Origin of the sequence: Shimia sp. SK013, assembly GCF_001292625.1 — a bacterium.
Taxonomy (GTDB): Bacteria; Pseudomonadota; Alphaproteobacteria; order Rhodobacterales; family Rhodobacteraceae; genus Shimia.
On sequence record NZ_LAJH01000011.1, the window covers coordinates 135,721 to 161,658 of the forward strand.

25 protein-coding genes and 1 tRNA gene are annotated in these 25,938 nt (G+C 58.4%); 17 read left to right on the top strand and 9 right to left on the bottom strand.

The window, feature by feature from the left end; all coding sequences use genetic code 11:
* Positions 1 to 9: 9 nt before the first annotated feature.
* The 5 genes from paaD to pcaF form a co-directional block, all read right to left on the bottom strand.
* The gene (gene paaD / locus SHIM_RS08930; RefSeq protein ID WP_241488828.1) at positions 10 to 486 is read right to left on the bottom strand and encodes a 1,2-phenylacetyl-CoA epoxidase subunit PaaD; all 477 of its coding nucleotides are present in this window, start codon (positions 484 to 486) and stop codon (positions 10 to 12) included.
* Positions 487 to 557: 71 nt separating this feature from the next.
* On the bottom strand, positions 558 to 1,325 hold the full coding sequence (gene paaC / locus SHIM_RS08935; RefSeq protein WP_082358340.1) for a 1,2-phenylacetyl-CoA epoxidase subunit PaaC: 768 nt from the start codon (positions 1,323 to 1,325) through the stop codon (positions 558 to 560).
* A complete protein-coding gene (gene paaB, locus SHIM_RS08940; RefSeq protein WP_054002312.1) occupies positions 1,325 to 1,609 on the bottom strand; it encodes a 1,2-phenylacetyl-CoA epoxidase subunit PaaB in 285 nt (94 codons plus the stop codon). Before paaB ends, paaC begins: the two co-directional genes overlap by 1 nt.
* A gap of 11 nt (positions 1,610 to 1,620) precedes the next feature.
* Entirely contained in the window at positions 1,621 to 2,598 is a 978-nt protein-coding gene (gene paaA / locus SHIM_RS08945; protein WP_054002313.1) for a 1,2-phenylacetyl-CoA epoxidase subunit PaaA, read from the bottom strand.
* 27 nt (positions 2,599 to 2,625) lie between these two features.
* The gene (gene pcaF, locus SHIM_RS08950; RefSeq protein WP_054002314.1) at positions 2,626 to 3,831 is read right to left on the bottom strand and encodes a 3-oxoadipyl-CoA thiolase; all 1,206 of its coding nucleotides are present in this window, start codon (positions 3,829 to 3,831) and stop codon (positions 2,626 to 2,628) included.
* Between the two features lie 371 nt (positions 3,832 to 4,202).
* Between pcaF and napF the strand changes: the two genes are divergently transcribed.
* The 10 genes from napF to kynU all read left to right on the top strand — a co-directional run bounded on the left by napF (position 4,203) and on the right by kynU (position 13,281).
* A complete protein-coding gene (napF, locus tag SHIM_RS19965; protein WP_082358341.1) occupies positions 4,203 to 4,883 on the top strand; it encodes a ferredoxin-type protein NapF in 681 nt (226 codons plus the stop codon).
* Positions 4,884 to 4,896: 13 nt separating this feature from the next.
* Positions 4,897 to 5,103 carry a chaperone NapD gene (locus tag SHIM_RS08960; RefSeq protein WP_241488823.1) on the top strand — a complete coding sequence of 69 codons (207 nt, stop codon included), beginning with the start codon at positions 4,897 to 4,899 and terminating at the stop codon, positions 5,101 to 5,103.
* A gap of 12 nt (positions 5,104 to 5,115) precedes the next feature.
* Positions 5,116 to 7,605: a nitrate reductase catalytic subunit NapA gene (gene napA, locus SHIM_RS08965; RefSeq protein WP_054002316.1), complete on the top strand. Its 2,490-nt coding sequence runs from the start codon at positions 5,116 to 5,118 to the stop codon at positions 7,603 to 7,605.
* A gap of 39 nt (positions 7,606 to 7,644) precedes the next feature.
* Entirely contained in the window at positions 7,645 to 8,484 is an 840-nt protein-coding gene (gene napG, locus SHIM_RS08970) for a ferredoxin-type protein NapG (protein ID WP_054002317.1), read from the top strand.
* Positions 8,481 to 9,401, top strand: coding sequence for a quinol dehydrogenase ferredoxin subunit NapH (gene napH / locus SHIM_RS08975; RefSeq protein WP_054002318.1), 921 nt, complete (start codon positions 8,481 to 8,483; stop codon positions 9,399 to 9,401). The genes napG and napH overlap by 4 nt, the downstream gene beginning before the upstream one ends.
* 19 nt (positions 9,402 to 9,420) lie before the next feature.
* Complete coding sequence (locus SHIM_RS08980) at positions 9,421 to 9,858, top strand: nitrate reductase cytochrome c-type subunit (RefSeq protein WP_054002319.1); 438 nt, start codon at positions 9,421 to 9,423, stop codon at positions 9,856 to 9,858.
* A 23-nt stretch (positions 9,859 to 9,881) separates the two neighbouring features.
* The gene (locus SHIM_RS08985; RefSeq protein ID WP_054002320.1) at positions 9,882 to 10,595 is read left to right on the top strand and encodes a NapC/NirT family cytochrome c; all 714 of its coding nucleotides are present in this window, start codon (positions 9,882 to 9,884) and stop codon (positions 10,593 to 10,595) included.
* A gap of 141 nt (positions 10,596 to 10,736) precedes the next feature.
* A complete protein-coding gene (locus SHIM_RS08990) occupies positions 10,737 to 11,249 on the top strand; it encodes a MarR family winged helix-turn-helix transcriptional regulator (protein WP_054002321.1) in 513 nt (170 codons plus the stop codon).
* The gene (locus SHIM_RS08995; protein WP_054002322.1) at positions 11,250 to 12,086 is read left to right on the top strand and encodes a tryptophan 2,3-dioxygenase; all 837 of its coding nucleotides are present in this window, start codon (positions 11,250 to 11,252) and stop codon (positions 12,084 to 12,086) included.
* 1 nt (position 12,087) lies between these two features.
* A complete protein-coding gene (gene kynU / locus SHIM_RS09000) occupies positions 12,088 to 13,281 on the top strand; it encodes a kynureninase (protein WP_054002323.1) in 1,194 nt (397 codons plus the stop codon).
* A 6-nt stretch (positions 13,282 to 13,287) separates the two neighbouring features.
* Here the strand turns inward: kynU and SHIM_RS09005 are convergent, their stop codons facing one another.
* The gene (locus SHIM_RS09005) at positions 13,288 to 14,169 is read right to left on the bottom strand and encodes a GNAT family N-acetyltransferase (protein ID WP_054002324.1); all 882 of its coding nucleotides are present in this window, start codon (positions 14,167 to 14,169) and stop codon (positions 13,288 to 13,290) included.
* 291 nt (positions 14,170 to 14,460) lie between these two features.
* Here SHIM_RS09005 and SHIM_RS09010 point away from each other — a divergent pair.
* The 5 genes from SHIM_RS09010 (at position 14,461) to SHIM_RS09030 (ending at position 20,735) form a co-directional block, all read left to right on the top strand.
* Positions 14,461 to 14,534, top strand: a tRNA-Gly gene (locus SHIM_RS09010).
* Between the two features lie 147 nt (positions 14,535 to 14,681).
* Positions 14,682 to 16,475, top strand: coding sequence for an ABC transporter transmembrane domain-containing protein (locus tag SHIM_RS09015; protein ID WP_054002325.1), 1,794 nt, complete (start codon positions 14,682 to 14,684; stop codon positions 16,473 to 16,475).
* A 190-nt stretch (positions 16,476 to 16,665) separates the two neighbouring features.
* A complete protein-coding gene (locus SHIM_RS09020; RefSeq protein ID WP_054002326.1) occupies positions 16,666 to 18,570 on the top strand; it encodes an acyl-CoA synthetase in 1,905 nt (634 codons plus the stop codon).
* Between the two features lie 131 nt (positions 18,571 to 18,701).
* Positions 18,702 to 20,192 (top strand): glycerol kinase GlpK, encoded by a 1,491-nt coding sequence (glpK, locus tag SHIM_RS09025; protein ID WP_054002327.1) that lies wholly within the window; start codon positions 18,702 to 18,704, stop codon positions 20,190 to 20,192.
* Between the two features lie 27 nt (positions 20,193 to 20,219).
* The gene (locus SHIM_RS09030) at positions 20,220 to 20,735 is read left to right on the top strand and encodes an alkylphosphonate utilization protein (RefSeq protein ID WP_054002328.1); all 516 of its coding nucleotides are present in this window, start codon (positions 20,220 to 20,222) and stop codon (positions 20,733 to 20,735) included.
* A 21-nt stretch (positions 20,736 to 20,756) separates the two neighbouring features.
* On the opposite strand, the gene dtd is transcribed toward SHIM_RS09030, so the two are convergent.
* Both dtd and cobT read right to left on the bottom strand, forming a co-directional pair.
* On the bottom strand, positions 20,757 to 21,194 hold the full coding sequence (gene dtd, locus SHIM_RS09035) for a D-aminoacyl-tRNA deacylase (RefSeq protein WP_054002329.1): 438 nt from the start codon (positions 21,192 to 21,194) through the stop codon (positions 20,757 to 20,759).
* Positions 21,194 to 23,068, bottom strand: a complete 1,875-nt coding sequence (gene cobT / locus SHIM_RS09040) for a cobaltochelatase subunit CobT (RefSeq protein WP_054002330.1) — start codon at positions 23,066 to 23,068, stop codon at positions 21,194 to 21,196. The genes dtd and cobT overlap by 1 nt, the downstream gene beginning before the upstream one ends.
* A 385-nt stretch (positions 23,069 to 23,453) precedes the next feature.
* Here cobT and SHIM_RS09045 point away from each other — a divergent pair, with 385 nt between their 5' ends.
* Positions 23,454 to 23,732 carry a DUF3302 domain-containing protein gene (locus SHIM_RS09045; protein ID WP_054002460.1) on the top strand — a complete coding sequence of 93 codons (279 nt, stop codon included), beginning with the start codon at positions 23,454 to 23,456 and terminating at the stop codon, positions 23,730 to 23,732.
* A complete protein-coding gene (locus SHIM_RS09050) occupies positions 23,729 to 24,856 on the top strand; it encodes an HlyD family secretion protein (protein WP_054002331.1) in 1,128 nt (375 codons plus the stop codon). Before SHIM_RS09045 ends, SHIM_RS09050 begins: the two co-directional genes overlap by 4 nt.
* A gap of 74 nt (positions 24,857 to 24,930) precedes the next feature.
* Here the strand turns inward: SHIM_RS09050 and cobS are convergent, their stop codons facing one another.
* Entirely contained in the window at positions 24,931 to 25,917 is a 987-nt protein-coding gene (gene cobS, locus SHIM_RS09055; RefSeq protein WP_054002332.1) for a cobaltochelatase subunit CobS, read from the bottom strand.
* Positions 25,918 to 25,938 lie beyond the last annotated feature (21 nt).

A 25,938-nucleotide genomic window follows, 5' to 3' on the forward strand; every position in this document is an offset into this window, starting at 1 on the left:
GGGGTCTCCTCAGATGCACTTGAAATAATCAAAGGGTTCAAGGCAGGCGGTGCAGCGCCATTGCGCCTTGCAGGGGGTAGAGCCGAATTGGCTCATTTTCTCAACGGCTTGGCTGCCGCAGTGTGGGCATTTTTCCGGCCCGCCGGCAGGCTGGGGTGGGGCGATGCCGTAGGCTTCCAGCTTGTCGCGCCCGCTTTGGGTCATCCAGTCGGTGGTCCATGCGGGGCTGAGTTGGCGACGCAACTCCAGCTGCTCAATACCGTGGCCGCGCAGGGCGGTTTCGATGTCCAGATTGATGATGCTTGTGGCCGGGCAGCCGGAATAGGTCGGGGTGACGGTGACGATGAGCGTGTCGCCTTCGTAAGCCACGTCGCGGATGATGCCGAGGTCAGTCAGCGAAATGACGGGGATTTCGGGGTCAGGCACAGCGTCGAGCCACGTCCAGATGGTGTCTGTTGAGGGGCGAAGCGTTTCGCCTGGCGGCACGCCGGGCAGCCCCCGACCTCCCCTACGGGAGGGGGCTTCACCCCCGCCCTCGGTCGGGCGCTGCCCATCGGTTACCACGACGCCCCCGGATAGGCGCGTTGCAGCCATTGCATTTGAGTCAGAAGGTGACCGAGGTGTTCGGTGTGGGTTTTGCCGGAGCGTCCGCCTTTGTGGGCGAAATCGCTTTGGGGGATGGTCAATGTGGCCTCTGCCATGACCTTGCCCACAAGCGCGTCATATTCGGACCGCAAGGAGGCGGGATCGGGGGCGATGCCCGCGGCGGCCATGGCTGCGTCTATGTCATCGCTGGCAAACATCTCGCCCACATAAGGCCAGAGCCGGTCAAGCGCGGCTTGCATACGGGCGTGGCTTTCCTCTGTGCCGTCGCCAAGGCCAACCACAGTGTCCGCAGAGCGTTCCACATGATAGGCGCATTCTTTGCTGGCTTTCTCGGCTATCTCGGCCACCCGTGGGTCGCTGGATTTCGACAGGCGCGGTAGCAGGATGGATTGATAGGCGTCAAACAGGAACTGGCGCATCAGGGTTTGGCCAAAATCGCCGTTGGGCAGTTCCACCAGCAGGATGTTGCGGAAATTCCAGACGTCGCGCAGGAACGCCACGTCGTCAGCCGTTTTGTCGCCGTCCATGACCTCGGCCGCGTAGCCCAGCCAGAATTGCGTTTGACCAATCAAATCCAGCGCGGTGTTGGCCAGTGCGATGTCTTCTTCCAGCACCGGCGCGTGGCCGCACCATTCGGAAACGCGGTGGCCCAGAATGAGGCTGTTGTCGCCCATGCGCAGAAGGAACTGCACGAGCATGTCCTTGTCTGAGGTGGCCATCACATGTGTCCTATTTCATCGGGGATGTCGAAGAAGGTCGGGTGGCGGTAAATCTTGCTTTCAGACGGCTCATAGAGCGGGCCTTTGTCCGAAGGGGAAGAGGCTGAGATGTTGTTGGCCTCGACCACCCAGATCGACACGCCTTCGTTGCGACGGGTGTAAACATCGCGGGCGTTCTTGATCGCCATTTCGGCGTCCGGCGCGTGCAGGGAGCCGACGTGACGGTGGCTCAGGCCGTGTTGGCCGCGAATGAAGATTTCCCAGAGGGGCCATTCTTTGCTCATGATCGTAATCCTTATTCCGCAGCCGTCTTGGCGGCGCGTTTCTTCTCAGCGTGGGCCAGCAGTCCGTCGCGCACCCATGCGCCGTCGTCCCAAGCCTTGTTGCGGGCCTCAAGACGTTCGGTGTTGCAGGGGCCGTTGCCCTTGAGCACGTCAAAGAACTCGGTCCAGTCGGGGTCGGTATAGTCCCAGCCGCCCTTGTCCTCGTTCCATGTCAGGTTGTCGTCGGGGACCGTCAGACCAAGGTATTTCGCCTGTGGCACGGTCTGGTCGACAAATTTCTGGCGCAACTCGTCGTTGGAGTTGATCTTGATTTTCCAGCCCATCGATTGCTCGGAATGCACTGAGGCCGCATCGGAGGGACCAAACATCATCAGGGACGGATACCAGAGGCGGTTGAGCGCATCTTGGGCCATTTGTTTCTGCGCTTCAGTGCCTTGGGCCATCTTCATCATGATGTCGTAGCCCTGACGCTGGTGGAAGCTTTCCTCTTTGCAGATGCGGATCATTGCGCGCGAATAAGGCCCATAAGAGGTACGTTGCAGCGGCACCTGATTCATGATCGCCGCGCCATCCACCAGCCAGCCAACAGCGCCGATGTCGGCCCAGTTCAAGGTCGGGTAGTTGAAGATGGAGGAGTATTTCATCCGGCCATCCAGCAGCATTTCCGTCAGTTCATCGCGGCTGACACCCAGCGTTTCGGCTGCGGCGTAAAGATAGAGACCATGACCGGCCTCATCCTGCACCTTGGCGAGCAGGATCATTTTGCGCTCAAGCGTCGGCGCGCGGGTGATCCAGTTGCCTTCGGGCAGTTGGCCAACGATTTCAGAATGCGCGTGCTGGCCGATCTGGCGGATCAGGGTTTTGCGATAGCCCTCGGGCATCCAGTCACGCGGCTCAACCTTGATATTGGCGTCGATTTTCTGCTGAAAGGCGGCGAGCTTTTCAGGGTCGTCTTGTGTCGCTTCGGACTTAACCATCTGTGCGTACATGACTGGGTTCCTCCTCAGGCTGCGGGGTCAGACCCGCTCCAAAATCAGGGCGGCGCCTTGGCCGACGCCCACACACATCGTGCAAAGCGCATAGCGCCCGCCGGTGCGTTTGAGTTGATAGGCGGCCGACATCACCAGACGTGCGCCGGACATGCCAAGCGGGTGGCCAAGCGCAATTGCGCCGCCGTTGGGATTTACGTGCGCGGCATCATCCGCAACGCCGAGCTCGCGCAGCGAGGCCAGACCTTGTGCGGCAAAGGCCTCGTTCAATTCTATCACATCCATCTGCTCGATGCTCAGACCCGCGCGGGCCAGCGCTTTGCGGGTGGCAGGCACAGGGCCGATGCCCATCACGCGGGGATCCACACCGGCGGCGGCCATGCCGACAATGCGCGCCATTGGCGTGAGGCCGTTTTTGGCAGCGGCAGCTTCGTTAGCGATCAAAAGCGCCGCAGCGCCGTCGTTTACGCCCGACGCGTTGCCCGCCGTTACGGTCAAATCAGGCCCGTTCACGCCGCGCAGTTTTGCCAGCTTGTCCGCGCCTGTACCGGGGCGGGGGTGTTCGTCGGTGTCGACAACCAGATCGTCACCTTTGCGCTGTGGGATCGTCACAGAGGTAATTTCGTCGGCAAACACACCTGCCGCATGGGCGGCGGCCCAGCGGGCTTGGCTGCGGGCGGCAAAGGCGTCTTGGTCGGCGCGATTGATGTTCCAATCAGCGGCGACGTTGTCAGCGGTCTGCGGCATGCTGTCGACGCCATACATCGCCTTCATCTTTTTGTTGATGAAGCGCCAGCCAATGGTGGTGTCAAAAACCTCGGCCGCACGGGAAAATGCGGTGGTGGCTTTGCCCATCACAAACGGCGCGCGGCTCATGCTTTCGACGCCGCCAGCAATCAACATGTCCTGATCGCCCGCGCGAATGGCGCGCGACGCCATGCCCACCGCATCAAGGCCGGAGGCGCACAGGCGGTTGATGGTGGCGCCGGGCACATCGGTCGGCAGACCAGCCAAAAGTGCGGCCATGCGGGCCACGTTGCGGTTGTCTTCGCCTGCTTGGTTGGCGGAGCCATAGATTACGTCATCGAGGCTGGCCCAGTCCACATCCGGGTTGCGCGCCATCAGGGCGGCAATCGGCAGGGCTGCGAGATCATCTGTGCGCACAGATGAAAGCGAACCGCCGTAGCGTCCGATGGGTGTACGCGTCGCGTCACAGATGAAAGCTTGGGTCATGTTTCCTCCTCAGGGGCAGTGCTGCGGTCCCGTTCGCATTGGTGACCTTGATTCGGAGGTAGCTGGCTGGACGATTCGTTGCAACAATTAAGTTACCTTGTTTTCGCCGTGTAAGATTTTTTGTAACGCATTGTTGCCGCAAGTTGCTCAGAAATTCAGCCCAACCGATTGGAGATGTCTGGCCGAAGGGAAGGGCAGAGCCGCCGTTCGGCCGGCCAACAAATAAAGAGTAATCTGCGCCATAGGTTCAAAGGATAAGGCGTAAGTCGGTGTGCAAACATTTGTTTATAATCGGTTTATTGAATGTGTTTAAGGCCGGGAAATGCGCGGGCCGGATATAAAACCCCTTCGTGAAACAAAGAATTTCGGGCATGATCCATATCAAGAAAAATGTTTTCAATTTGACTATTTATGCAGCAGGGAATTTGGGAGCTGCGGGTTTGCCGAAAACTGACGCATCATTAGGATCAACTCATTCACCTGCACGCAGGGCGCTGCTTCGCGGCAAGTTTGATGCCGTCCAGCCGATGCGTCCGCCGGGTGCCGTGGCTGAAAGTGTTTTTGGGGACAGCTGCACCCGTTGTGGCGATTGTGCCGCGTCCTGTCCGCAAGCCATTATCACCGGTGACGACGAAGGCTTTCCCATTGTTGATCTGACGAAGCGGGCTTGTACTTTTTGTGGGGCGTGTGCCGAGGCCTGTAGCGCAAACGCTATTCTGCCCACCGAAGGCTGGGACTGGCGTGCGACGGTGGATGACACTTGCCTGTCCTTACAGGGTGTCACCTGCCGCGCCTGTGAAGACCACTGCGATGACCGTGCAATCCGGTTTAAATTGCAAACCGGCGGGCGGTCCGAGCCCGTAATCGATATCGAAAGCTGCACCGGCTGTGGGGCCTGTGCAGCGGCCTGCCCATCCGGGGCAATCAGCTTTGAAAAGCCATTGGCGGCCACGCAAAGCGACAACATTTCACCCGCCGCCAGCACGCAACAGCCAGCGAGAACTGACCATGACGAATATATGCGGATGCCTGGTTCACGCGTCGCCCAGTAAGGTCGACGCCGTGATGACCGTCATTAATGCCACCGAGGGTGGCGAAGTCCATGCCCAGGAAAACGGGCGCATCGTGGTGACCATTGAAGACACCGAGGACAAAATGGCCTCAGAACAGATCATGGACATGCACAACATTCCCGGCGTGCTTTCGGTCACGCTCACCTATCATCATTTCGAACCCAGCGGCGCGGATGCGACCGCATCGCAACCGCTTTAAGGAGAATAGCTTATGACCTTGCCAACTTCTCGTCGTACCTTTTTGAAAGCCTCAGCCGCCGCGGCGACCGCGTCGGCTGCGGGCATCGCGATGCCCGAGCAAGCCAAGGCGCAAGCCGGAACACCAGATATCCGCTGGGACAAGGCGCCGTGTCGTTTCTGCGGCACCGGCTGTTCGGTGCTTGTGGGTACCAAAGACGGCCGTGTCGTCGCCACGCAGGGCGATCCCAAAGCGCCGGTGAACCGCGGTTTGAACTGTATCAAGGGCTATTTCCTGTCCAAGATCATGTACGGCAAAGACCGTCTGACCACGCCGCTGTTGCGCAAGTCCAATGGCGAATACGACAAAGAGGGCGAATTCGAACCGGTGAGCTGGGATGAAGCCTTTGACGTGATGGCCGACAAATTCAAAGCCGCGCTCAAGGACAAAGGTCCGACAGGCATTGGCATGTTCGGGTCTGGTCAGTGGACCGTCTGGGAAGGCTATGCGGCCTCCAAGCTGATGAAGGCGGGTTTTCTGTCCAACAACATCGACCCCAACGCGCGCCACTGTATGGCGTCGGCGGTTGTGGGTTTTATGCGCGCATTTGGCATTGATGAGCCAATGGGCTGTTATGACGATCTGGAGCACGCAGACACGTTTGTGCTGTGGGGGTCGAACATGGCCGAAATGCACCCGATCCTGTGGTCGCGCCTGACGGACACGCGGCTGACTAAACCCGGCGCCGAAGTGCACGTATTGTCGACGTTTGAGCACCGTTCGTTCGAGCTTGCTGACAACGGCATGATCTTCACGCCGCAGACCGATCTGGCGATCCTGAACTACATCTGTAACTACATCATCGAAAACGATGCGGTGAACTGGGATTTTGTCGACAAGCACGTGAACTTTACCAAGGCCGCCACCGACATTGGCTATGGTCTGCGTGACGAGCATCCGGCGCAACAGGCTGCGGCCAATCCCAACAGTGGCGCGCTTGAATCAATCGACTTTGAAGCCTTCAAAGAACACGTCAGCGAATACACGCTGGAGAAAACCAGCGAGTTGTCCGGTGTTCCTGAAAGCAAGCTGTTGCGTCTGGCCAAGCAATATGCCGATCCGAACCGCAAGATCATGTCTCTCTGGACCATGGGCTTTAACCAGCACACCCGCGGCAGCTGGGTGAACGGTCTGATGTACAACGTGCACCTGCTGACCGGCAAAATCTCTGAGCCCGGTAACTCGCCGTTCTCGCTGACAGGGCAGCCCTCGGCCTGTGGCACCGCACGTGAGGTGGGCACATTCGCACACCGCCTGCCGGCTGACATGGTGGTTGGCAACGACGAGCACCGCGCGATTTCCGAGAAGAAATGGAAACTGCCAGCCGGCATCCTGAACGCCAAGGTTGGCTCGCACGCTGTGCAACAGAACCGCGACCTGAAAGACGGCAAAATCAACGCATATTGGGTGCAGTGCAACAACAACATGCAAGCCGCGCCCAACATGAACGAAGAAGGCTATCCGGGGTATCGCAATCCGGACAACTTCATCGTTGTGTCCGATCCCTATCCAACCGTGACCACGCTGGCTGCGGATTGTATTTTGCCGACCGCCATGTGGGTGGAAAAAGAGGGCGCCTATGGCAACGCCGAACGCCGCACGCAGTTCTGGCGTCAGCAAGTGGATGCGCCGGGTGACGCCAAATCGGACGTTTGGCAGCTGATGGAATTCTCCAAACGCTTCACCACTGACGAGGTCTGGCCTGCTGACATTCTGGATGCCAATCCCGAGTACAAAGGCAAAACGTTGTTTGATGTACTTTATGCCAATGGTCAGGTGGACAAGTTCCCGCTGAGCGACACCGCTGAGGGCTTTGGCAACGATGAGTCCGAGCACTTCGGGTTTTACGTACAGAAAGGTCTGTTTGAGGAATACGCATCCTTTGGCCGTGGTAAGGCGCACGATCTGGCGGACTTTGACGTTTATCACAATGCGCGCGGTCTGCGTTGGCCTGTGGTGGATGGCAAAGAGACGCTGTATCGCTTCCGCGAAGGCTATGACACCTATGTGCCTGAAGGCGAAGGCGTGCGGTTCTATGGCCACAAAGACGGCAAGGCCAAGATCATCTTTGCGCCATACGAAGCGCCTCCGGAAATGCCTGATGATGAATACCCCCTGTGGATGGTCACCGGTCGTGTGCTTGAGCATTGGCACTCGGGCTCGATGACCCGTCGCGTGCCTGAATTGCACCGGTCTTATCCGTTTGCACAGGTGTTCATGCATCCCGACGACGCCAAAGCCAAAGGTCTGCGCCGGGGTCAGGAAATCGTGATCTCGACCCGTCGTGGTGAGATGCACAGCCGGGTGGAAACCCGCGGTCGCAACAAGATGCCAAAGGGTGTTGTGTTTGTGCCGTGGTTTGACGAAGGCCAGCTGATCAACAAGCTGACTTTGGACGCCACTTGCCCGCTCTCTAAAGAGACGGACTTCAAGAAGTGTGCCTGTAAGGTTGAGCGCGCGTAAGCGCGCCAATCTGCAAGTTCAGACACGAAAGCCAAGCCAATGTCCGCCAATAAGACATCAGCCATGGACCCGGCCCGCCGACGCTTCCTTCAGGATGCGGCGCGCGGGACGGCGGGCTGTGCGGTGGCGGGTATGGGCCTTATGTGGATGGTTCAGGATGCGCGCGCTCTGCCAGAGCGCGCCATCCGTCCGCCCGGCGCGTTGCCTGAGGCGGATTTCCTCGCGTCCTGTATCCGGTGCGGATTGTGCGTGCGCGACTGTCCCTATGACACATTGGTTCTTGCCGAATTGGGCGTAGACGGTGCCGCCACCGGCACGCCGTTTTTTGACGCCCGCGACATCCCTTGTGAGATGTGTGACGACATTCCTTGCGTGGTGGCTTGTCCGACCGGTGCGTTGGACAAAGGGCTGACCGATATCGACGACGCCCGCATGGGATTGGCGGTTTTGATCGATCAGGAGACTTGCCTGAACGCGCTGGGCCTGCGGTGCGACGTTTGTTATCGGGTGTGCCCGCTGATTGATGAGGCAATCACGCTGGAACGGCGGCACAACGAGAATTCGGGCCATCATGCGATATTTATGCCCACAGTGCATTCCGACAAATGCACAGGCTGTGGCAAATGCGAAAAATCCTGCGTGTTGCCCGGCGAGGCCGCGATCAAGGTGCTGCCAATTCGTACAGCGCGCGCACAAAGTGCCGAGCATTACCGGTTGGGCTGGGAAGAGAATACCCCGTTGGTGGATGAAATCATCGATTTGCCGGACCGTTTGCCCGGACCGGGAACTGACAATCTGGCCGCACCGGGTGGATTTGAACCGGCGGGAGCATTTGAGCCGACATTTAAGCTTCCGACAGCCGGGGGGGCGGGCCAATGAGCGTGAAAACCGCACTGCCGGTTGGTCATGAAGCGATCCGCGATAAAGGGCTGTTTCTGGCCCACAAATATCTGATCCTGCGGCGGCTGAGCCAAGCCTTTTTCCTGTGTCTGTTCCTGTTGGGGCCATGGTTTGGCATCTGGTGGGTCAAAGGCAACCTTAGTGGGTCGCTTACCTTTGATGTGCTGCCGCTGACTGATCCGTTTATCCTGCTTCAGGGCATTGTGGCCGGACATCGACCCGAGATGACCGCCATCCTTGGCGCGACGATTGTGGCGACTGTTTATGCGCTGATTGGTGGGCGGGTTTATTGCAGCTGGGTTTGCCCGATCAATGCGGTGACCGACGCGGCTGCGTGGGCGCACCGCCGGCTGGACCTGCCCAAAGGCTGGCAGCCCAAGCGCGAGACACGGTTTTACGTGCTGGGTATGGTGCTGGTGGTCTCGACGCTAACGGGTGCGATTGCCTGGGAAGTGGTCAATCCGATTTCGATGCTGCATCGCGGCCTGATCTTTGGGGTGGGCTTTGCCTGGACCTTTGTCGTCGCGGTGTTCCTGTTTGATTTGTTTGTGTCGCGCCGGGGCTGGTGCAGCCATATCTGCCCGGTCGGCGCCTTTTATGGTCTGTTGGGCCGCAAAAGCCTGCTGCGGGTCAGCGCCGAAAAACGCGCGGCCTGTGATGATTGCATGGATTGCTTTGCAGTTTGTCCGGAATTGCAGGTGATCACCCCCGCGCTGCGCGGCAATGACGGGGACATACCTTTGATCCTGTCGCCCGATTGCACAAATTGTGGCCGCTGCATCGACGTGTGCTCGGTTGACGTTTTCCATTTCACCCATCGTTTTGATAACACACCCGCGCCCGGGCGTGCGCGAGCGAAACCCAAAGCCAATAAGAAGATCGGCAAAGCCGCCTGAGCCAGAATCGGAGAGAGACATGAAAAAACAAAATATTATCAGCCTATTGGCTGCGATTGTCGTTGTGATTAGCGGCAGCTTTGTCGTGGCACAGCAAAACAGCGGGTCGCAGCCTCTGCGGGACGTACCGATAGATGAAATCAACATCATTGATGAGGTCCAGAAACAGGACACCACAAGCCGGTTTGGTCGCAACTACCGCCAGCAGCCGCCGTTGGTTCCGCATTCGATTGCGCAATATCAGATCGATCTGAACGCCAACCAATGTCTGGCGTGCCACGACTGGACAAACGCGGGTGATCGCAACGCGCCAACTCTGTCGATGACCCACTATCTGGGCCGCGAGGGCGAGCAGCTGGACCAAGTGGCTGGCACACGCTGGTTCTGCAATCAGTGCCACGTGCCGCAGGCCAATGCACCGGTGCTGGTCGACAACGATTTCACCCCGTCCAACTGACGGTCCCAAGGAGGGTTTGAATTATGTCTGATCAAGACAACAACACCGGCAAGAAGCCGGGCTTCCTGCGCAGGCTCTGGGCCGTCGTGCGCTCACCTACGTCTGCGTGGTCACTGGGCACGCTGCTGATTGGTGGCTTTGTGGCTGGCATTCTGTTCTGGGGGAGCTTTCACTGGGCGCTGGAGCTGACCAACACCGAGAAATTCTGTATTTCCTGCCACTCGATGGAGCGCAACTTCGTCGAGTATCAAGATACAGTGCATTACAACAACCACTCCGGTGTGCGCGCGACCTGTCCGGATTGCCACGTGCCCAAAGAATGGCAGCACAAGATCAAGGCCAAGATTATGGCGTCCAAAGACGTCTATCACCACCTTGTCGGCACCATTAACACCGAAGAGAAATATCAGGAATATCGACTGCATATGGCGTCTCTGAGCTGGAAGAAAATGAAGCAAAGTGACAGCCGCGAATGCCGCAACTGTCACAAGTTTGAATACATGGACTTCACCATTCAGGAAAACCGCGCAGCGGCGCAGCACCAGGCGGCGATCGACGAAGGTAAGACCTGTATCGATTGTCACCAGGGCATCGCGCACCGTTTGCCTGAAGGCTATTTGGATGAGTACCGCAAGGTTGTGGACGACCTGGCCGCCAACGGAGATATTCCGCTGGGCAACGGCAGCAGTGTCGCCTCGGCGAAATCCGAACTGCAGGAGCACCTTAGCTCCAACTAAGTCACACTCTCTTTCTGGCAAAGGGCGCTCCGAGCAGATCGGGGCGCCTTTTTTCTGTCCACACACTAATTGCTTCAAGTTTGAAATTTCATGCTTGAAGCAAAGGGATCGCGTGGCTACGCATAGGACAGGGAGAAGGACATGGATTCGTCAGACGAGACGGCTTTGCACCAAGACGCTGCGCTGTCGCGCACACGCCTTGCGCTTTGGCAAAAATTGCAAAAATCGGCGTCAGTCATTGAAGACGAGCTTCGGCGGCGTCTGCGGCGGGATTGCGACAGCACGTTGCCACGGTTTGATGTGATGGCGGAATTGGCAGCCGCGCCTGACGGGTTGAAGATGAGTGAGATTTCGGACCGGCTGCGGGTGTCGGCGGGCAATGTCACCGGTATCGTGGACAAGTTGGCCGAGGAAGGCTTGGCGCGGCGGGTGGCGGTGCCGGGGGATCGTCGCGCGTCACGGGTGGAGCTGACCGAGAAAGGGCAGGGCGCCTTTGCCGTGCTTGCGCGGATCTACGAAAGCTGGATCAACGAGATGCTGGGCAACCTAAATCTGGACGATGTAGAGGGCATGATCCTGCGTCTGGACCGGCTGGTTGATGCGCTGGATACGGATGAATTCGGGGCGCTGTCCCGCAAGAGTGAGGAACGTTAGATGAGCGACGCGTATAATCCTGAGGGCGATGGCGCCAAGATGTCTTATGCGGATGCCATGTCTTATGGCGACTATCTGCATCTGGACGGCATCCTTGGCCAGCAGCATCCGCAATCCACGGCGCATGACGAAATGCTGTTTATTATTCAGCACCAGACCAGTGAGCTGTGGATGAAACTGGCGCTGCATGAGTTGAGCGCGGCGCGGGATGCCCTGATTGCTGGGGATCTGACCCATATGTTCAAAATGATGGCCCGCGTGAGCCGCATCTTTGAGCAACTCAATTCTGCTTGGGACGTGCTACGGACCATGACGCCAGCGGATTACACCACGTTTCGTGAGGCACTGGGCCCGTCGTCAGGGTTTCAGAGCCACCAATACCGGTTGATCGAATACGTGCTGGGAAACCGCAATCCAAACATGCTTAAACCGCACGCGCATCGCCCCGATATGGTCGCCGCGCTGCAAGCCGAATTGGCGCGCCCAAGCTTTTATGACGAGGTGATCCGCTTCCTGTTTGTCACGCTGGATGGCGACGCGCGCAATCTGCCTGCGCCGCAAATGACGAGCCCCCATAGCGCCGTGCCGGAGGTGCAAGCACGTTGGAAAGTGGTCTATGAGGATGTGGACACCCATTGGCGTTTGTATGAACTTGGCGAGAAATTGGTCGATCTTGAAGATTACTTTCGCCGGTGGCGGTTCAATCATGTCACCACGGTGGAACGGGTGATCGGCTTTAAGAGGGGCACCGGCGGCACGTCGGGCGTTCAGTATCTGCGCAGGATGCTGGATGTGGAACTTTTCCCCGAACTTTGGCACCTGCGCGGAGACTTGTGACATGGGCGTAGCACTTCCTCGAAAAGAGCTTTTCGATGTGCCTGAGGGCGTAATTTATCTGGACGGCAACTCGTTGGGGGTGTTGCCCAAAGGCGCAGCCGAACGGGCGCACCGCACCATCACCGAAGAATGGGGCGGGCAGTTGATCAAGGCGTGGAACACCGCCGGATGGATGGCGTTGCCGCAAGTTGTGGGCGACACTTTGGCGGGATTGATCGGCGCCCCAGCAGGATCGGTGGCCACCGGCGACACCCTGTCGATCAAGGTCTATCAGGCGTTGGCAGCGGCGTTGAAAATGCGACCCGACCGGCGTGTGATCCTGTCGGACAGTGGCAATTTCCCCTCGGATCTGTACATGGCCGAGGGGCTGATCAAAACGCTAGATCAGGGATATGAGTTGCGCACGCCAGCCCCCGAGGACGTGGCGAAGGCCATCACCGAAGACGTCGCGGTGGTGATGCTGACACAGGTGGATTATCGCTCGGGCCGGATGCACGACATGGCAGCGATCACCAAGCGTGCGCATGAGGTCGGTGCGGTGATGGTCTGGGATCTGGCCCATTCCGCAGGGGCGGTGCCGGTTGAATTGACCGCGTGCAATGCGGAATTCGCCGTGGGGTGTTCTTATAAATACCTGAATGGCGGGCCGGGTGCGCCTGCGTTCATCTATGTGCGGCCTGACATTGTTAATGACATCGAACCGGCGCTGTCCGGCTGGCTTGGACATGACGCGCCTTTTGCGATGGAGCTGAACTATCGCCCTGCCAATGCGACCGAAAGGATGCGCGTTGGCACGCCGCCGATCCTGCAGTTGGCGGTTCTGCAAGAGGCGCTCAAGGCGTGGGAAGGCGTCGACATGGCGGATTTGCGGGCAGCGTCCCAGCGTCTGTCAAACCTGTTCATCACGGAGGTCGAAGCCCGCTGTCCGCAAGTGACATTGGCAAGTCCGCGGGATGCGGATGCACGTGGCTCGCAGGTGAGCTTTGCATTTGAACATGGCTATGCCGCGATGCAGGCAGTGATTGATAACGGCGTGATTGGCGATTTTCGCGCGCCCGACATCATGCGCTTTGGCTTTACGCCGCTGTATCTGGATGACGCGGATATCGTTGCCGCGGCTGAGATCATCGAAGAGGTGATGAACAAGGAGCTGTGGCGCGATCCGAAGTACCAGGTCAAAAGCCGCGTGACCTAGGGCCTGTTAGCGGGCGGACATTGCGCGACGGTCCAGATATTTGAGCGGCGTCAATGCCTTGCCCAGCGGCGGCCACCAAAGCCAGGTGCCGCCCAGGGGGCGCACACGCGCCCCTACGCCCAGTTTGAAACGCGCAAGACCGGGTGATGTTTCAGTGTCGACCTGACCCAATTCCAAGTGGGTCACACCTTTGCTTGCGAGCCAGGTCATGGCCTCCCAAAGCAACAGATTGTGGGCGTTTGTGGCGCGCCCCTGATCTGTCGTGTGGCCAATGTGATAGGTGGCGCAATCGCCGTGGCGCAGAAACAACATCGCCGCCACTTCGGTTTTGCCGTCAAACGCGGTGAACAGTTTTGCGTTCCCGCGATTGGCCTTGGCATAAGCCAGAGTCAGTGCGTCCGTCCAAGTTTTGTAACGGCGGGCCTTTTGCTGGTCGCCGTCGTGCCGCAAGATCCAGTTGTCGGGTTTGACGGGCAAGTTCTGTCGCGTGATGCGCAGGTTCTGGCGCTCGGCCGCTCGCAAGCGGTTGCGCCATTTTTGGTGCATTTGCGCCTCAAGGTCGCCGCTCAGGTCAACATGTGCAACATGCGATGGGCTCATCACCGCCACAGCGCCCAAATTCGCCAACCAAGGCGCGGGGTCATCGGGGGTCACGACCAAAAGGTTTTTGTGCATGCCTGAGTCTCGGATCAAACCGAGCATGCTGTTTTGGGAAATGTTTGCGCGGGGCAGCATTGCCGTTTCAAAGCCGCGTATCCTGCGTTGCAGTACCAGTGTGCCATCCGCAAGGCGCGTGGTTTTGGCATCAACCTGTGCCAGCGTGCGTGCGTATTCATCGCTTTGATGAAGCGGTGACCAAGGCAAAAAAGAGGAAGAGGCATCAAACATGGCGTCATTAACGCATCTGAAACCTAAATCATGGTTAATGAAGTCATGAAAAAATCTGGACAATCCCAAGTATATGGCCAAACCGCGCCAGCATCGAAAATGACATGGGCCGTGCCCGCACTTGTGGCGACGGTTGTGGCAGTGCCGGTGTTTGTGCTGCTTTCGGTGATTGACTGGTTGTGGCTCTGACAAAGTGGCGGCCCGAGAGGCAAAATCGGACTGCATGGCGGAGAAAGCCAATTGTGCCACTTGACCTCTCCGGCGGGCTGAAATACATCAACTGAACCTCGGGCGGGTATGGTGAAATGGTATCATAAGAGCCTTCCAAGCTTAAGGTGAGGGTTCGATTCCCTCTACCCGCTCCAAGGTAAAATCCCCTGACACTTTCCAAAGCCACTCTGTGTGGTCTGGGCGTTTTTTTTCGCCAACAAGGCCGTGCCTGCGACAACTGTCTGCTTGACCCAGTCCGCGTGCGTTGCCACTAACGTGGGAACACCGAACGGGGGAAGTTCATGGCCAAGCAGCCAACGCCGACGCACAGCGAACAGGAACGGGAAAAAAGCAAGAACATGAGCGCCCTGCGTGGGTTGGCTCCGTTCATGCGGCCGTATCGGGTGCAGGTTCTTCTTGCGTTGATGGCGCTGACGCTGACGGCAACTGTGTCGTTGATGCTGCCGGTGGCGGTGCGCCGGGTGGTCGACAACTTCGGCACCAAAAGCGACGCGCTTTTGGACAAGTATTTCCTCGCCGCTTTGGGGTTTGCCGCGATGCTCGCCGTTGGCACCGCGCTGCGCTATTTGCTGGTCACACGGTTGGGAGAGCTGGTTGTCGCAGACATCCGCAAGGCGGTGTTCAACCGCATGATCGGCATGAGCCCGACGTTTTTCGAAGGCGTGATGACGGGCGAGGTTCTCAGCCGCATCACCACGGACACCACAGTTATCCAGTCGGTGATCGGCTCCTCCGTGTCGATTGCGCTGCGCAATCTGTTGTTGTTCGTCGGCGGGCTTGCCTTGATGCTGCTGACCTCGACCAAACTGACGCTGATGGTGTTGCTGGTTGTGCCGCTGGTGATCGTGCCAATCGCGGTTTTGGGCCGCCGTTTGCGGGTTTTAAGCCGCGAAAACCAAGACTGGATCGCCGAAAGTTCGGGCAATGCCTCTGAGGCTCTGCTGAGCGTGCAGACTGTACAAGCGTTTACGCATGAGGCGCCCTCGCGTGCCGCGTTTGGCAAGGTTACTGACCTCAGCCTGCGGGCTGCCATGCGTCGGGTCAACACCCGTGCATTGCTGACAATGATCGTTATCTTCTTGATTTTCACTGGCGTTGTTGTGGTGCTTTGGATGGGCGCGCGTGATGTGCGGGCCGGCGGTATGAGCGTCGGGGCACTGGTGCAATTCGTAATCTATTCGGTGATGGTGGCCGGTGCGGTGGGTGCGCTGAGCGAAATCTGGAGCGAACTTCAGCGCGCTGCGGGCGCGACCGAGCGTCTGGTCGAGTTGCTGAACACGCAAGACACCGTGCACGATCCGGTAAAACCAGAAACCGTGACGACACCCGTGCGCGGCGAAATCCGGTTTGACAATGTATCCTTCCATTATCCGACGCGGCCCAACCAGTCGGCGCTTGATGCTGTTGATCTGACGATCCAACCCGGTGAGACCGTGGCATTGGTGGGCCCGTCGGGGGCCGGCAAGACCACAGTGATCCAGATGATTCAGCGGTTCTATGATCCGGTCGGCGGCGTTGTTAAACTGGACGGTGTCGCATTGGATACAATGACGCGCGAAAGCTTTCGCAAGCACCTTGCGTTGGTGCCGCAAGATCCGGTGATATTTGCCAAAAGCGCCCGCGAGAACATCCGCTTTGGTCGGCCTGATGCCACCGACGCAGAGGTCGAAGCCGCCGCCAAAGCCGCCGCTGCGCATGATTTCATTTCCAAACTGCCGGAAGGCTATGACAGCCCGATGGGCGAGCGTGGCGTGATGGTGTCTGGTGGCCAAAAGCAACGCATCGCCATTGCGCGCGCGATCTTGCGTGACGCGCCTGTGTTGTTGCTGGATGAGGCTACATCCGCATTGGACGCTGAAAGCGAACGGTTGGTGCAGGCTGCCGTTGATGAGTTGGCGCAAGATCGCACCACCATTATCGTGGCGCACCGTTTGGCGACCGTAAAAAAGGCCGACCGCATCATCGTGATGGACGAAGGCCGCATTGTGGCGCAAGGCAAGCACGACGACTTGGTCGCGGCTGGCGGGCTATATGCAAAACTGGCGAAATTGCAGTTCACCGACGGGACCGTTTGATCGCAAAGGAAAAATGCGAAAAACTTGACCCTTCGGTGTGTTCTTGCGGCATTTTTTGACGTAACGTTTGGGTCAAGTTGACCTTAGGTTTTGTCTGGTCAAGGGCATCGACCATCGTGATGTGTGCGCCGACCGCGCCCTCACCTTGGGATGCGAGACATCGAAATGAGAGATGGGGGGAGACACATCCATGACTTTTGAAACGGCTGCAGACCTGCGGACGCTGGAAGCGCAAATGCCATACGCGGACCGCGATCTGCCGGTAACGATCTATGAAATGCTGTCGCAGACAGCCGCCAAGTTCCCGGACCGCCCCGCGTCGAGCTATCAGCTTTTGTCGGGTGCCACTGACAAGGCAGAAACGCTGACATGGAAAGAGCTTCTTGAGCAGTCCATTCGGGTCGCGAACCTGTTGCGTGATCTAGGTGTGGGTGAAACCGACACGGTTGCCTATGTGCTGCCCAACGCCTCTGAAACCCTGACGACGTTGCTGGGCGGCATGATCGCGGGCATCGCCAATCCGATCAATCCGCTGCTGGAGCCGGAACAGATTGGTGCGATCTTGCGCGAAACCGACGCCAAGGTTGTGGTGACGCTCAAGGCGTTCCCCAAGACGGACATTGCGCAAAAAGTATCTGAGGCCGTGCGCCACGCGCCGCATGTGCACACCGTGCTTGAGGTCGACCTGAACCGTTACCTGACCGCGCCGAAGTCCTGGATTGTGCCTCTGATACGACCCAAAGTCCAAGGCCCGGCACACGCGGACTACAAGAGTTTCACCAAAGAAGTTTCCAAACAGAACAAGACGCTGGATTTCGCGGATGGCGGCAAAGACCGCGTTGCCGCATATTTCCATACCGGCGGCACCACGGGCATGCCCAAAGTGGCGCAGCACCTTTATTCCGGCATGATCTATAACGGCTGGCTTGGTCATGAGTTGCTGTTCTCGGAAGAAGACAACATCATGTGTCCGCTGCCGCTGTTTCACGTGTTCGCCGTTCACGTCATCATGCAGGCTGCAATCAAATCCGGCGCGCATGTGGTTTTCCCGACGCCGCAGGGTTATCGCGGCGACGGCGTGTTCGACAACTTCTGGAAGCTGATCGAGCGTTGGAAAATCTCGTTCATCATTACCGTGCCGACTGCTGTTTCCGCGTTGATGCAGCGTCCTGTGGACGCGGATATTTCAACCGTGAAAACCGCGTTTTCAGGTTCTGCCCCAATGCCGATGGAGCTGTTCAAGCGGTTTGAAAGCACCTGTGGCGTGGCCATTGTCGAAGGGTATGGCCTGACCGAGGCGACCTGCCTTGTGTCGTGCAACCCACCCACCGGCGCCAAGAAAGTTGGCTCGGTTGGCATTCCGTTCCCCTACACCGACGTGCGGATTTTCACCGACACGGCAGACGGGCCAGTGGAATGTGCTGCGGACGAAGTGGGCGAAATCTGTATTTCCAACCCCGGTGTCTTTGCGGGCAACACCTATACCGAAGCCGACAAGAACGTGGATCTCTATCACCACGACAAATATCTGCGCACTGGCGACTTGGGCCGCATCGATGCCGACGGGTATCTGTGGATCACGGGCCGTGCCAAAGACCTGATCATCCGGGGCGGTCACAACATTGATCCTGCCGAGATCGAAGAGGCACTGCTGGCGCACCACGACGTCGCTTTTGCTGGCGCGATTGGTCAGCCAGACGCCCACGCGGGCGAAGTGCCTTGCGCCTATGTCGAGCTGGTCGAAGGCGCCAGCGTCACACAAGAAGAGCTGATGAACCACGCCAAGGTGCACGTGCACGAGCGCGCGGCGCATCCAAAGTTCGTTGAGATCATGCCGGAGCTGCCGAAAACCGCGGTGGGCAAGATTTTCAAGCCGGACCTGCGTAAATCGGCGATCACCCGCATCTACAACGCGGCGTTGGAAAAAGAGGGTGTGCCAGCGCGCGTGACCTCGGTTCTGGATGACAAGAAACGCGGTCTTGTGGCCCAGCTGACTGCTTCTGGCGATGCGACTGACGAAGAGGTTGGCAAAGTTCTGGGGGCCTTCGTGCGTCCGTGGGAATGGGCGGACGCCAAGGCAACTGTCGACGCCTGAGGCGCGACGCGCACATAAGCGAAAAAAAACGAAGGGCGTGGCGGCAAGCTGCGCCCTTCTTTATTGTTCTAACAAAACGGCGGGCCTAATGTGCGTCTCAAGTTTGCGACACGCATTACAGGGGGGATTCTGTGACCTATATTCTCGCGATTGACCAAGGCACCACATCAAGCCGGGCCATTGTATTTGATGGCGATATCCGCCCCAAAGCCAGTGCGCAGTTGGAGTTTGAACAGCATTTCCCGCAAAGCGGTTGGGTTGAACATGACCCCGCCGACATCTGGGTCACCACGATTGAAACCTGCTCGGGTGCTTTGGCGCGGGCCAATCTGACGGCGCGCGACATTTCGGCGATTGGCATAACGAACCAACGCGAAACCACGCTTGTGTGGGACAAAGTCACCGGTGAGCCGGTCCACAACGCGATTGTCTGGCAGGATCGGCGCACGGCGAACATTTGTGAAGACCTCAGGGCCGCAGGTCATGCCGACCTGGTGCAGACCCGTACGGGGCTTTTGTTGGATCCGTATTTTTCCGGCACCAAGATCAAATGGATTTTGGACAATGTCGAAGGCGCACGCGCGCGGGCCGAGGCGGGCGAGCTGCTGTTTGGAACAGTCGACAGCTATCTGATCTGGAAGCTCACCGGCGGCAAGGTGCACGCCACGGACGCCACCAACGCGGCGCGTACGCTGATCTATGACATTCACGCGGGCGCATGGTGTGCCGACATCTGTGCGCTGTTGGGCATCCCCATGTCGATGCTGCCAGAGGTCAAAGATTGCGCAGCAGACTTTGGTGAAACCGATGCCGGAATTTTTGGCGTCGCGATTCCGATCCGTGGCGTTGCCGGTGATCAGCAGGCGGCGACGATTGGTCAGGCCTGCTTTACGCCGGGCATGTTGAAATCGACCTATGGAACTGGCTGTTTTGCGCTTTTGAACACGGGCGAAATCCCTGTGACCTCCCAAAACCGTTTGTTGACCACCATTGCCTATCAGCTGGACGGCAAGCCGATTTATGCGCTGGAAGGCGCCATCTTTATCGCGGGGGCTGTGGTGCAATGGCTGCGCGACGGGCTGGGCATAATCCGCGATGCGGCGGAAACAGAACCGCTGGCAAAGACAGCTGACGAGGGGCAAGAATTGATCCTCGTGCCAGCCTTCACCGGCCTTGGCGCACCCTATTGGAATCCCAATGCGCGGGGCGCGGTCTTTGGTTTGTCGCGCAACTCCGGTCCGGCGGAGATGTCCAAGGCGGCGCTGGAAAGCGTGGGCTTTCAAACCCGCGATCTGCTTGAAGCGATGCACGCGGATTTTGAGTTTGGTGGCGACACAGTGTTGCGCGTGGATGGCGGCATGACGGCCTCTAGCTGGGCGATGCAGTTTCTCGCGGATGTGCTTGGGGCCGAGGTTGATCGGCCGGTGGTGGCCGAAAGCACCGCCAAGGGCGCGGCTTGGCTGGCGGGCATGCAGATTGGTGTGTATCCGGGCATGGAAGAGTTCGCCGCGAGCTGGGAAAAAGATTGCCAGTTTGCGCCGCAACGGGATGAAGCCTGGCGTGAGCGGCGATATGCGGGCTGGAAAAAAGCGATCAACGCAACGTTGTCGATGACAGAATAGGGCGGTTGCGCCCGGAAAGAGGGCCACATGAGCACATGCGCAATCTGCGGAGCGGCAGCGACGGATACGGTGGCTGTGGCTCCACGCGACGACGAGGTGGCAGTTTGTGCTACCTGTTTGGGCGGCACCAGCGACAAGCCAACCGATGCGCCGCACTGGCAATGCCTTCATGATGCGATCTGGTCGCCCGAGCCTGCGGTTCAAGTGCTGGCGTGGCGTCTGTTGCAAGGACTGACGGAAGCGCCTTGGGCGCGGGATCTGCTCGACATCGCCTATCTGGAGCCTGAGGTTCTTGCATGGGCCGAGGCTGGCATGGCGGAAGAAAGCGACGTCGTGCACCGTGACAGCAACGGTGCAATCTTGGCCGCCGGCGACACTGTGGTGTTGATCAAGGATTTGCCGGTCAAAGGCGCGGGGTTTACTGCGAAACGGGGCACATCCGTGCGGGGCATTTCACTGGTGGCTGACAACGCCGAACACATCGAAGGCCGCGTCGAAAGCCAGCGGATTGTGATCCTGACCAAGTTTGTGAAAAAGAGCTAAGCTGGCGGCGTCGCTATCGGATCAGATGTCCATCCAGATCGTAATCGGCCCGTCGTTCACCAGCGCGACTTTCATGTCCGCGCCAAACTGACCAGTTTCCACCGGCACGCTTTGCGCGGCCAGTTGCGCGGCAAAATACTCGTATAACCGCTCACCCTCTGCCGGAGCCGCCGCTGAGGAAAAGCCGGGCCGATTGCCTGAGCGTGTGTCCGCGGCAAGCGTGAACTGCGACACCACCAACGCGCTGCCGCCTATGTCGAGCACAGAGCGGTTCATCTTGCCCGCGTCATCTTCAAAGATCCGGCATTTGGCAACTTTGGCCGCCAGCTTGTCGGCCTGCGCCTCGGTGTCGCCCTGCATTGCGCAGATTAGCACCAAAAGCCCCGGACCGGAGCGGCCGATGACGTCGCCATCTACCGTTACAGAGGCCTCAGACACGCGTTGCAGCAATGCGCGCATCAGCTCGCCCTTTTGATGCCCATGACCCGCGCCCGCGCGCGTGGATCGCTGTCAAATAGCGCCGCCAATTGTTCGGTCATGGCGCCAGCCAGCTGTTCCACATCGGTGATGGTCACGGCGCGGTCGTAATACCGCGTCACGTCGTGGCCGATCCCAATCGCCAGCAATTCAACCTGTTTGCGCTTCTCCACCATCGCAATCACATCACGCAGGTGTTTTTCCAGATAATTTGCGGGGTTCACCGACAGGGTGCTGTCATCCACCGGCGCGCCATCTGAGATCACCATCAGGATTTTGCGTTGCTCAGGCCGTGCGGCCATACGGCGGTGCGCCCATTCCAGCGCCTCACCGTCGATGTTTTCCTTGAGCAGACCTTCTTTCATCATCAGGCCGAGATTTGGTCGCACACGACGCCAAGGTGCGTCCGCTTTCTTGTAGATAATATGGCGCAGATCGTTCAGGCGTCCGGGTTGCTGGGGGCGACCTTCGTTCAGCCATTTTTCCCGCGCCAGACCGCCTTTCCATGCCTTGGTGGTAAAGCCCAGAATTTCGACCTTCACGTTGCAACGCTCAAGTGTGCGCGCCAGCACGTCGGCACAAATCGCGGCGATCGAGATCGGACGTCCGCGCATTGATCCCGAGTTGTCCAACAGCAGCGTCACAACGGTGTCGCGGAATTCGGTGTCTTTCTCGATCTTGAAGCTCAGCGGCGTGGTCGGGTTGGCCACAACACGAGCCAGTCGGCCCGCGTCCAGAATGCCTTCTTCTAGGTCAAACTCCCAACTGCGGTTTTGCTGCGCCTGAAGGCGGCGTTGCAGTTTGTTGGCCAAACGGCTCACCGCGCCTTTGAGGGGTTCGAGTTGCTGATCAAGATAGGCGCGCAGGCGTTCCAATTCGGCGGGTTCGGCCAGATCTTCGGCCGCAATTTCTTCGTCGTTTTCGCCGTCATACACCAGATAGTCGGGATCAGCGTCCGACACCGGCGGCGGGGGCGGGGGATCGAGTGGGGCCTCGCCATCAGGCATTTCGGTCTCGTCCGACATTTCCTCATCGGCCATGTCATCCATCGTGACTTGCGCCTCGGACATGTCCTGCTGTTCTTCCTGTGCCTGCTCGGGGCTGGCTTCGGCGTCTTCTTCTTCGCTGTCGTCCTGGCCCTGGCTATCGGGATCTTCCTGCTCTTCGGCCTGATCGTCAGCGTCGTCTTGCTCGTCGTCGATCTCGTCCGGATCATCGCCAAGCTGGTCGCCATAGCCGAGATCATCGATGATCTGGCGGGCGAATTTGGCAAAGCTCTGTTGATCGTTCAGCAGGTCATGGATGTCGTCCAGATGGTCTCCGGCGCTTTGTTCGATATAGCCGCGCCACAGGTTCATAACGTTGGCGGCAGAGCGGGGCAGGTCGCGGCCCGTCGCCAGATGGCGCACCAGATATCCGGCGGCCACAGCCAATGGCGCCTCTTCGGTTGAGGTCATTTCGCCATAACCGCGCCCGTTGGCTTCGTGGCTGATTTTCACGTCGATGTTTGAGGCTGTGCCAGGCATGTCGCGCGCGCCCATGGCTTCGCAGCGCGCGGTTTCCATCGCCTCATATAGATCCCGGGCAATACCCTGTCCGGGGGCATAGCGCATGTGGGTGTTGATGTCGTGATACTTGCGTTGCATCGCCAGAGCGTCGGCAGTGCCACGGGCCAACAGAACCTCGTCGCGGCTCATGCGGCGGGTGACCTGCGGCAAGCGCATGGCGTCGCCCGACACGCCCGAAGGGTCCACCGTGTAGGTGATGGACAGTTCAGGGTCGTTCGCCATGACTTTGGTGGCCTCAGCCAGCGCCTTTTTGAACGGATCTGCGGGGTTGTCGGACTTGGTGCTCATGGGATTTGTAAATCATGGGACAGGCCCTGTGCGCAAGACGAGAATCCGCCACGTCAAAGAGGAAATTGAGAGACTGGAGCATCGCGCAGCGACAGCGCTTGATTGGATCAGGAGTATAGTCAAGCCGGTCTCGATTTATAGGAGGCCGACCTGCGTGTCAGGCCCTCGGCGCGCGTGGCGCAGCGAACATCGTTGCGGTTTCCATGTGAAGGCGGCTGTGTCGCCTTCCGCCGCCCTCCAAAAAAAGCGTGCCGTGGTCTGGTATATCTTGACTGTCCCCTTCTGCCCCCGCTTCAATGCCAATGCTGCTGAGAGAGAATTTCGCTCTTTGGCTTTGACCAAAGCGGTTCAAAGTTTGACGCAGGCGAATTTGAAAGGAAAAGGCATGAGTGGATTGGATATCTTCGCGTGGATCGTTTTGATCGTTCTGATAGTGACGGCGCTGGTTGTCTTTATCACGCTCGCTATGCTGCCCGGAAAAATCGCGGGAGAACGGGATCATCCGTATCAGGAAGCGATCAATGTGGCGGGTTGGCTGGGTGCCATCCTGGGCGGGGTGTTCTGGCCGTTGGCTTTGATCTGGGCCTTTGCCCACCGCCCGCCGGAAACAGCGGAAATACCGGAGACGGATGCGGCAGACGCTGAGGAGGTCCCTGCACAATGATTGTTTTTCTCACCCTTGCCTACGTTGCGGTTCTGTTTGTTCTGATCAAGATGAAGGTTCTGCCCAATACCAAAGCGACGTGGATGTCCACGATCGTATGGTTTGTCGCGCTGTTCATTTTTCTGTTTATTCCGATGCAGTGGGGCGCGCCCTCGGGGCCAGTGCGCGTAATGACGCGCGTTGTGCAAGTCATTCCAAATGTGAGCGGGCAGGTGACGGCAGTGCACGCTCAGGCAAATGTCCCTCTCAAAGAAGGCGATTTGTTGTTTGAGTTGGACCCCGAACCCTTCCAGATCGCGGTTGACTTGGCCGAGGCCAGCAAGGCGCGTGTTCTTGCACAAGCCGAGCAGGACATTGACAACCTGAAGGCGGCCGAGGCGCAATTGGATCAGGCTCAAGCACGTCAAGTTTTTGCCGCAAGACGGTACGAAGATGACGCAAAGCTTGTTGAGACCGATACGATTTCGGAAAGCAGGCTGGAGCAACGACAGGCAGATCTGGACACTGCCAATGGAGCCGTTGCAGCCGCAGCGGCCGCAGTTTCGCAGGCTGAAACCGAATTGGGTGCCGTAACAAAAGACGGTGTGATTGCTAAGGTCGCCGAGGCTGACGCGCAACTTGAACAGGCTCTCTGGAACCTTGAACAGACCAAAGTACTTGCGCCTTCTGATGGATTTGTGACCAATCTCGCCCTCGCGGCGGGACAGCGGGTTACCAGCTTGCCGCTTGCGCCAGCTATGGCGTTTGTTGACACCAGCGAAAAGGCTTTGGTCGCCCAGGTTCACCAGATCTACAAGCGGCACATCAAGCCGGGTCAAAAGGTGGAAATCGCAATGAAAACCAAACCTGGACAGCTCTTAACTGGCGAAGTTGAGTTGCTGCTGGACGTGTCGTCACAGGGACAGGCAATCGTATCTGGCACAGTTCTTTCTTCACAGCAAATCGTCGCTGAACCCTTTTTGCTTCGTATCAAGCTGGATAGTCCAGAAGTGCTAAGCTCCATGGCGCCAGGAGCTGCGGGCATGGTGGCGATCTATACAGAGAGTGTCGGGGCGACACACGTGATCCGAAAGGTCATGCTGCGCATGACTTCAATAATGAACTATGTGAAAATCGGGTTATGATCGACAAATCTGTTCGCCAACAAAAAAGGGCCGCTTCCATCGGAAGCGGCCCTTTTGAATTCAATAATCAGGTGTCACCCCAACGCGGCGTTCGCGGCACTTTCAGGAAGCTCTTCGTCAAAACAGCGCTGATAGAACTCCGCCACCGTCTGACGCTCCAACTCGTCACATTTGTTAAGGAACGAAAGGCGGAAGGCATAGCCTACATCGCGGAAGATTTCCGAATTGGCCGCCCAGTTGATCACGGTGCGCGGGCTCATGACGGTCGACAAGTCGCCGTTCATAAACGCGGTGCGGGTCAAGTCGGCCACTGTCACCATCTGCGCGACGATCTTGCGACCCTCGGCAGAGTTATAGTGCGGCGCCTTGGACAGTACGATCGCGGCTTCTGCATCATGGCTGAGATAGTTCAGCGTCGACACTAGCGACCAACGGTCCATCTGGGCTTGGTTGATTTGTTGCGTGCCGTGATACAGGCCTGTTGTGTCGCCCAAGCCAACAGTGTTGGCGGTGGCAAACAGGCGGAAATACGGGTTCGGCGTGATAACTTCGTTCTGATCAAGCAGGGTCAGCTTGCCGTCATGTTCCAGAACGCGCTGGATCACAAACATCACGTCGGCGCGGCCGGCGTCATATTCGTCAAACACAATCGCAGTTGGATTGCGCAGCGCCCAAGGCAGGATGCCTTCGTGGAATTCGGTGACCTGCATGCCGTCGCGCAGTTTGATGGCGTCTTTGCCGATCAGGTCGATCCGGCTGATGTGGCTGTCGAGGTTTACACGCACAGTGGGCCAGTTCAGGCGGGCAGCAACCTGTTCGATGTGGGTCGATTTACCAGTGCCGTGGTAGCCCTGGATCATCACGCGGCGGTTATAGCCAAAGCCCGCAAGGATCGCCATCGTCGTCTCGGGATCAAACTTGTAGGTTGGATCAACCTCAGGCACGCGCTCGGTGCGCTCGGCAAAACCTTTGATTTTCATGTTGCTGTCGATGCCAAAGACTTCGCGCACGTCGATGTCTTCGGTGGGTTTTGCGTTTGCTTCGATCATACCATCGGCCATGTGTGTCGTCCTTCTACTGGC

Coding starts and splice junctions, on each gene's coding strand:
- paaC (WP_082358340.1), bottom strand. CDS start 1,325: ATGGCCACCTCAGACAAGGACATGCTCGTGCAGTTCCTTCTGCGCATG.
- paaB (WP_054002312.1), bottom strand. CDS start 1,609: ATGAGCAAAGAATGGCCCCTCTGGGAAATCTTCATTCGCGGCCAACAC.
- paaA (WP_054002313.1), bottom strand. CDS start 2,598: ATGTACGCACAGATGGTTAAGTCCGAAGCGACACAAGACGACCCTGAA.
- pcaF (WP_054002314.1), bottom strand. CDS start 3,831: ATGACCCAAGCTTTCATCTGTGACGCGACGCGTACACCCATCGGACGC.
- napF (WP_082358341.1), top strand. CDS start 4,203: ATGATCCATATCAAGAAAAATGTTTTCAATTTGACTATTTATGCAGCA.
- SHIM_RS08960 (WP_241488823.1), top strand. CDS start 4,897: ATGACCGTCATTAATGCCACCGAGGGTGGCGAAGTCCATGCCCAGGAA.
- napA (WP_054002316.1), top strand. CDS start 5,116: ATGACCTTGCCAACTTCTCGTCGTACCTTTTTGAAAGCCTCAGCCGCC.
- napG (WP_054002317.1), top strand. CDS start 7,645: ATGTCCGCCAATAAGACATCAGCCATGGACCCGGCCCGCCGACGCTTC.
- napH (WP_054002318.1), top strand. CDS start 8,481: ATGAGCGTGAAAACCGCACTGCCGGTTGGTCATGAAGCGATCCGCGAT.
- SHIM_RS08980 (WP_054002319.1), top strand. CDS start 9,421: ATGAAAAAACAAAATATTATCAGCCTATTGGCTGCGATTGTCGTTGTG.
- SHIM_RS08985 (WP_054002320.1), top strand. CDS start 9,882: ATGTCTGATCAAGACAACAACACCGGCAAGAAGCCGGGCTTCCTGCGC.
- SHIM_RS08990 (WP_054002321.1), top strand. CDS start 10,737: ATGGATTCGTCAGACGAGACGGCTTTGCACCAAGACGCTGCGCTGTCG.
- SHIM_RS08995 (WP_054002322.1), top strand. CDS start 11,250: ATGAGCGACGCGTATAATCCTGAGGGCGATGGCGCCAAGATGTCTTAT.
- kynU (WP_054002323.1), top strand. CDS start 12,088: ATGGGCGTAGCACTTCCTCGAAAAGAGCTTTTCGATGTGCCTGAGGGC.
- SHIM_RS09005 (WP_054002324.1), bottom strand. CDS start 14,169: ATGTTTGATGCCTCTTCCTCTTTTTTGCCTTGGTCACCGCTTCATCAA.
- SHIM_RS09015 (WP_054002325.1), top strand. CDS start 14,682: ATGGCCAAGCAGCCAACGCCGACGCACAGCGAACAGGAACGGGAAAAA.
- SHIM_RS09020 (WP_054002326.1), top strand. CDS start 16,666: ATGACTTTTGAAACGGCTGCAGACCTGCGGACGCTGGAAGCGCAAATG.
- SHIM_RS09030 (WP_054002328.1), top strand. CDS start 20,220: ATGAGCACATGCGCAATCTGCGGAGCGGCAGCGACGGATACGGTGGCT.
- dtd (WP_054002329.1), bottom strand. CDS start 21,194: ATGCGCGCATTGCTGCAACGCGTGTCTGAGGCCTCTGTAACGGTAGAT.
- cobT (WP_054002330.1), bottom strand. CDS start 23,068: ATGAGCACCAAGTCCGACAACCCCGCAGATCCGTTCAAAAAGGCGCTG.
- SHIM_RS09045 (WP_054002460.1), top strand. CDS start 23,454: ATGAGTGGATTGGATATCTTCGCGTGGATCGTTTTGATCGTTCTGATA.
- SHIM_RS09050 (WP_054002331.1), top strand. CDS start 23,729: ATGATTGTTTTTCTCACCCTTGCCTACGTTGCGGTTCTGTTTGTTCTG.
- cobS (WP_054002332.1), bottom strand. CDS start 25,917: ATGGCCGATGGTATGATCGAAGCAAACGCAAAACCCACCGAAGACATC.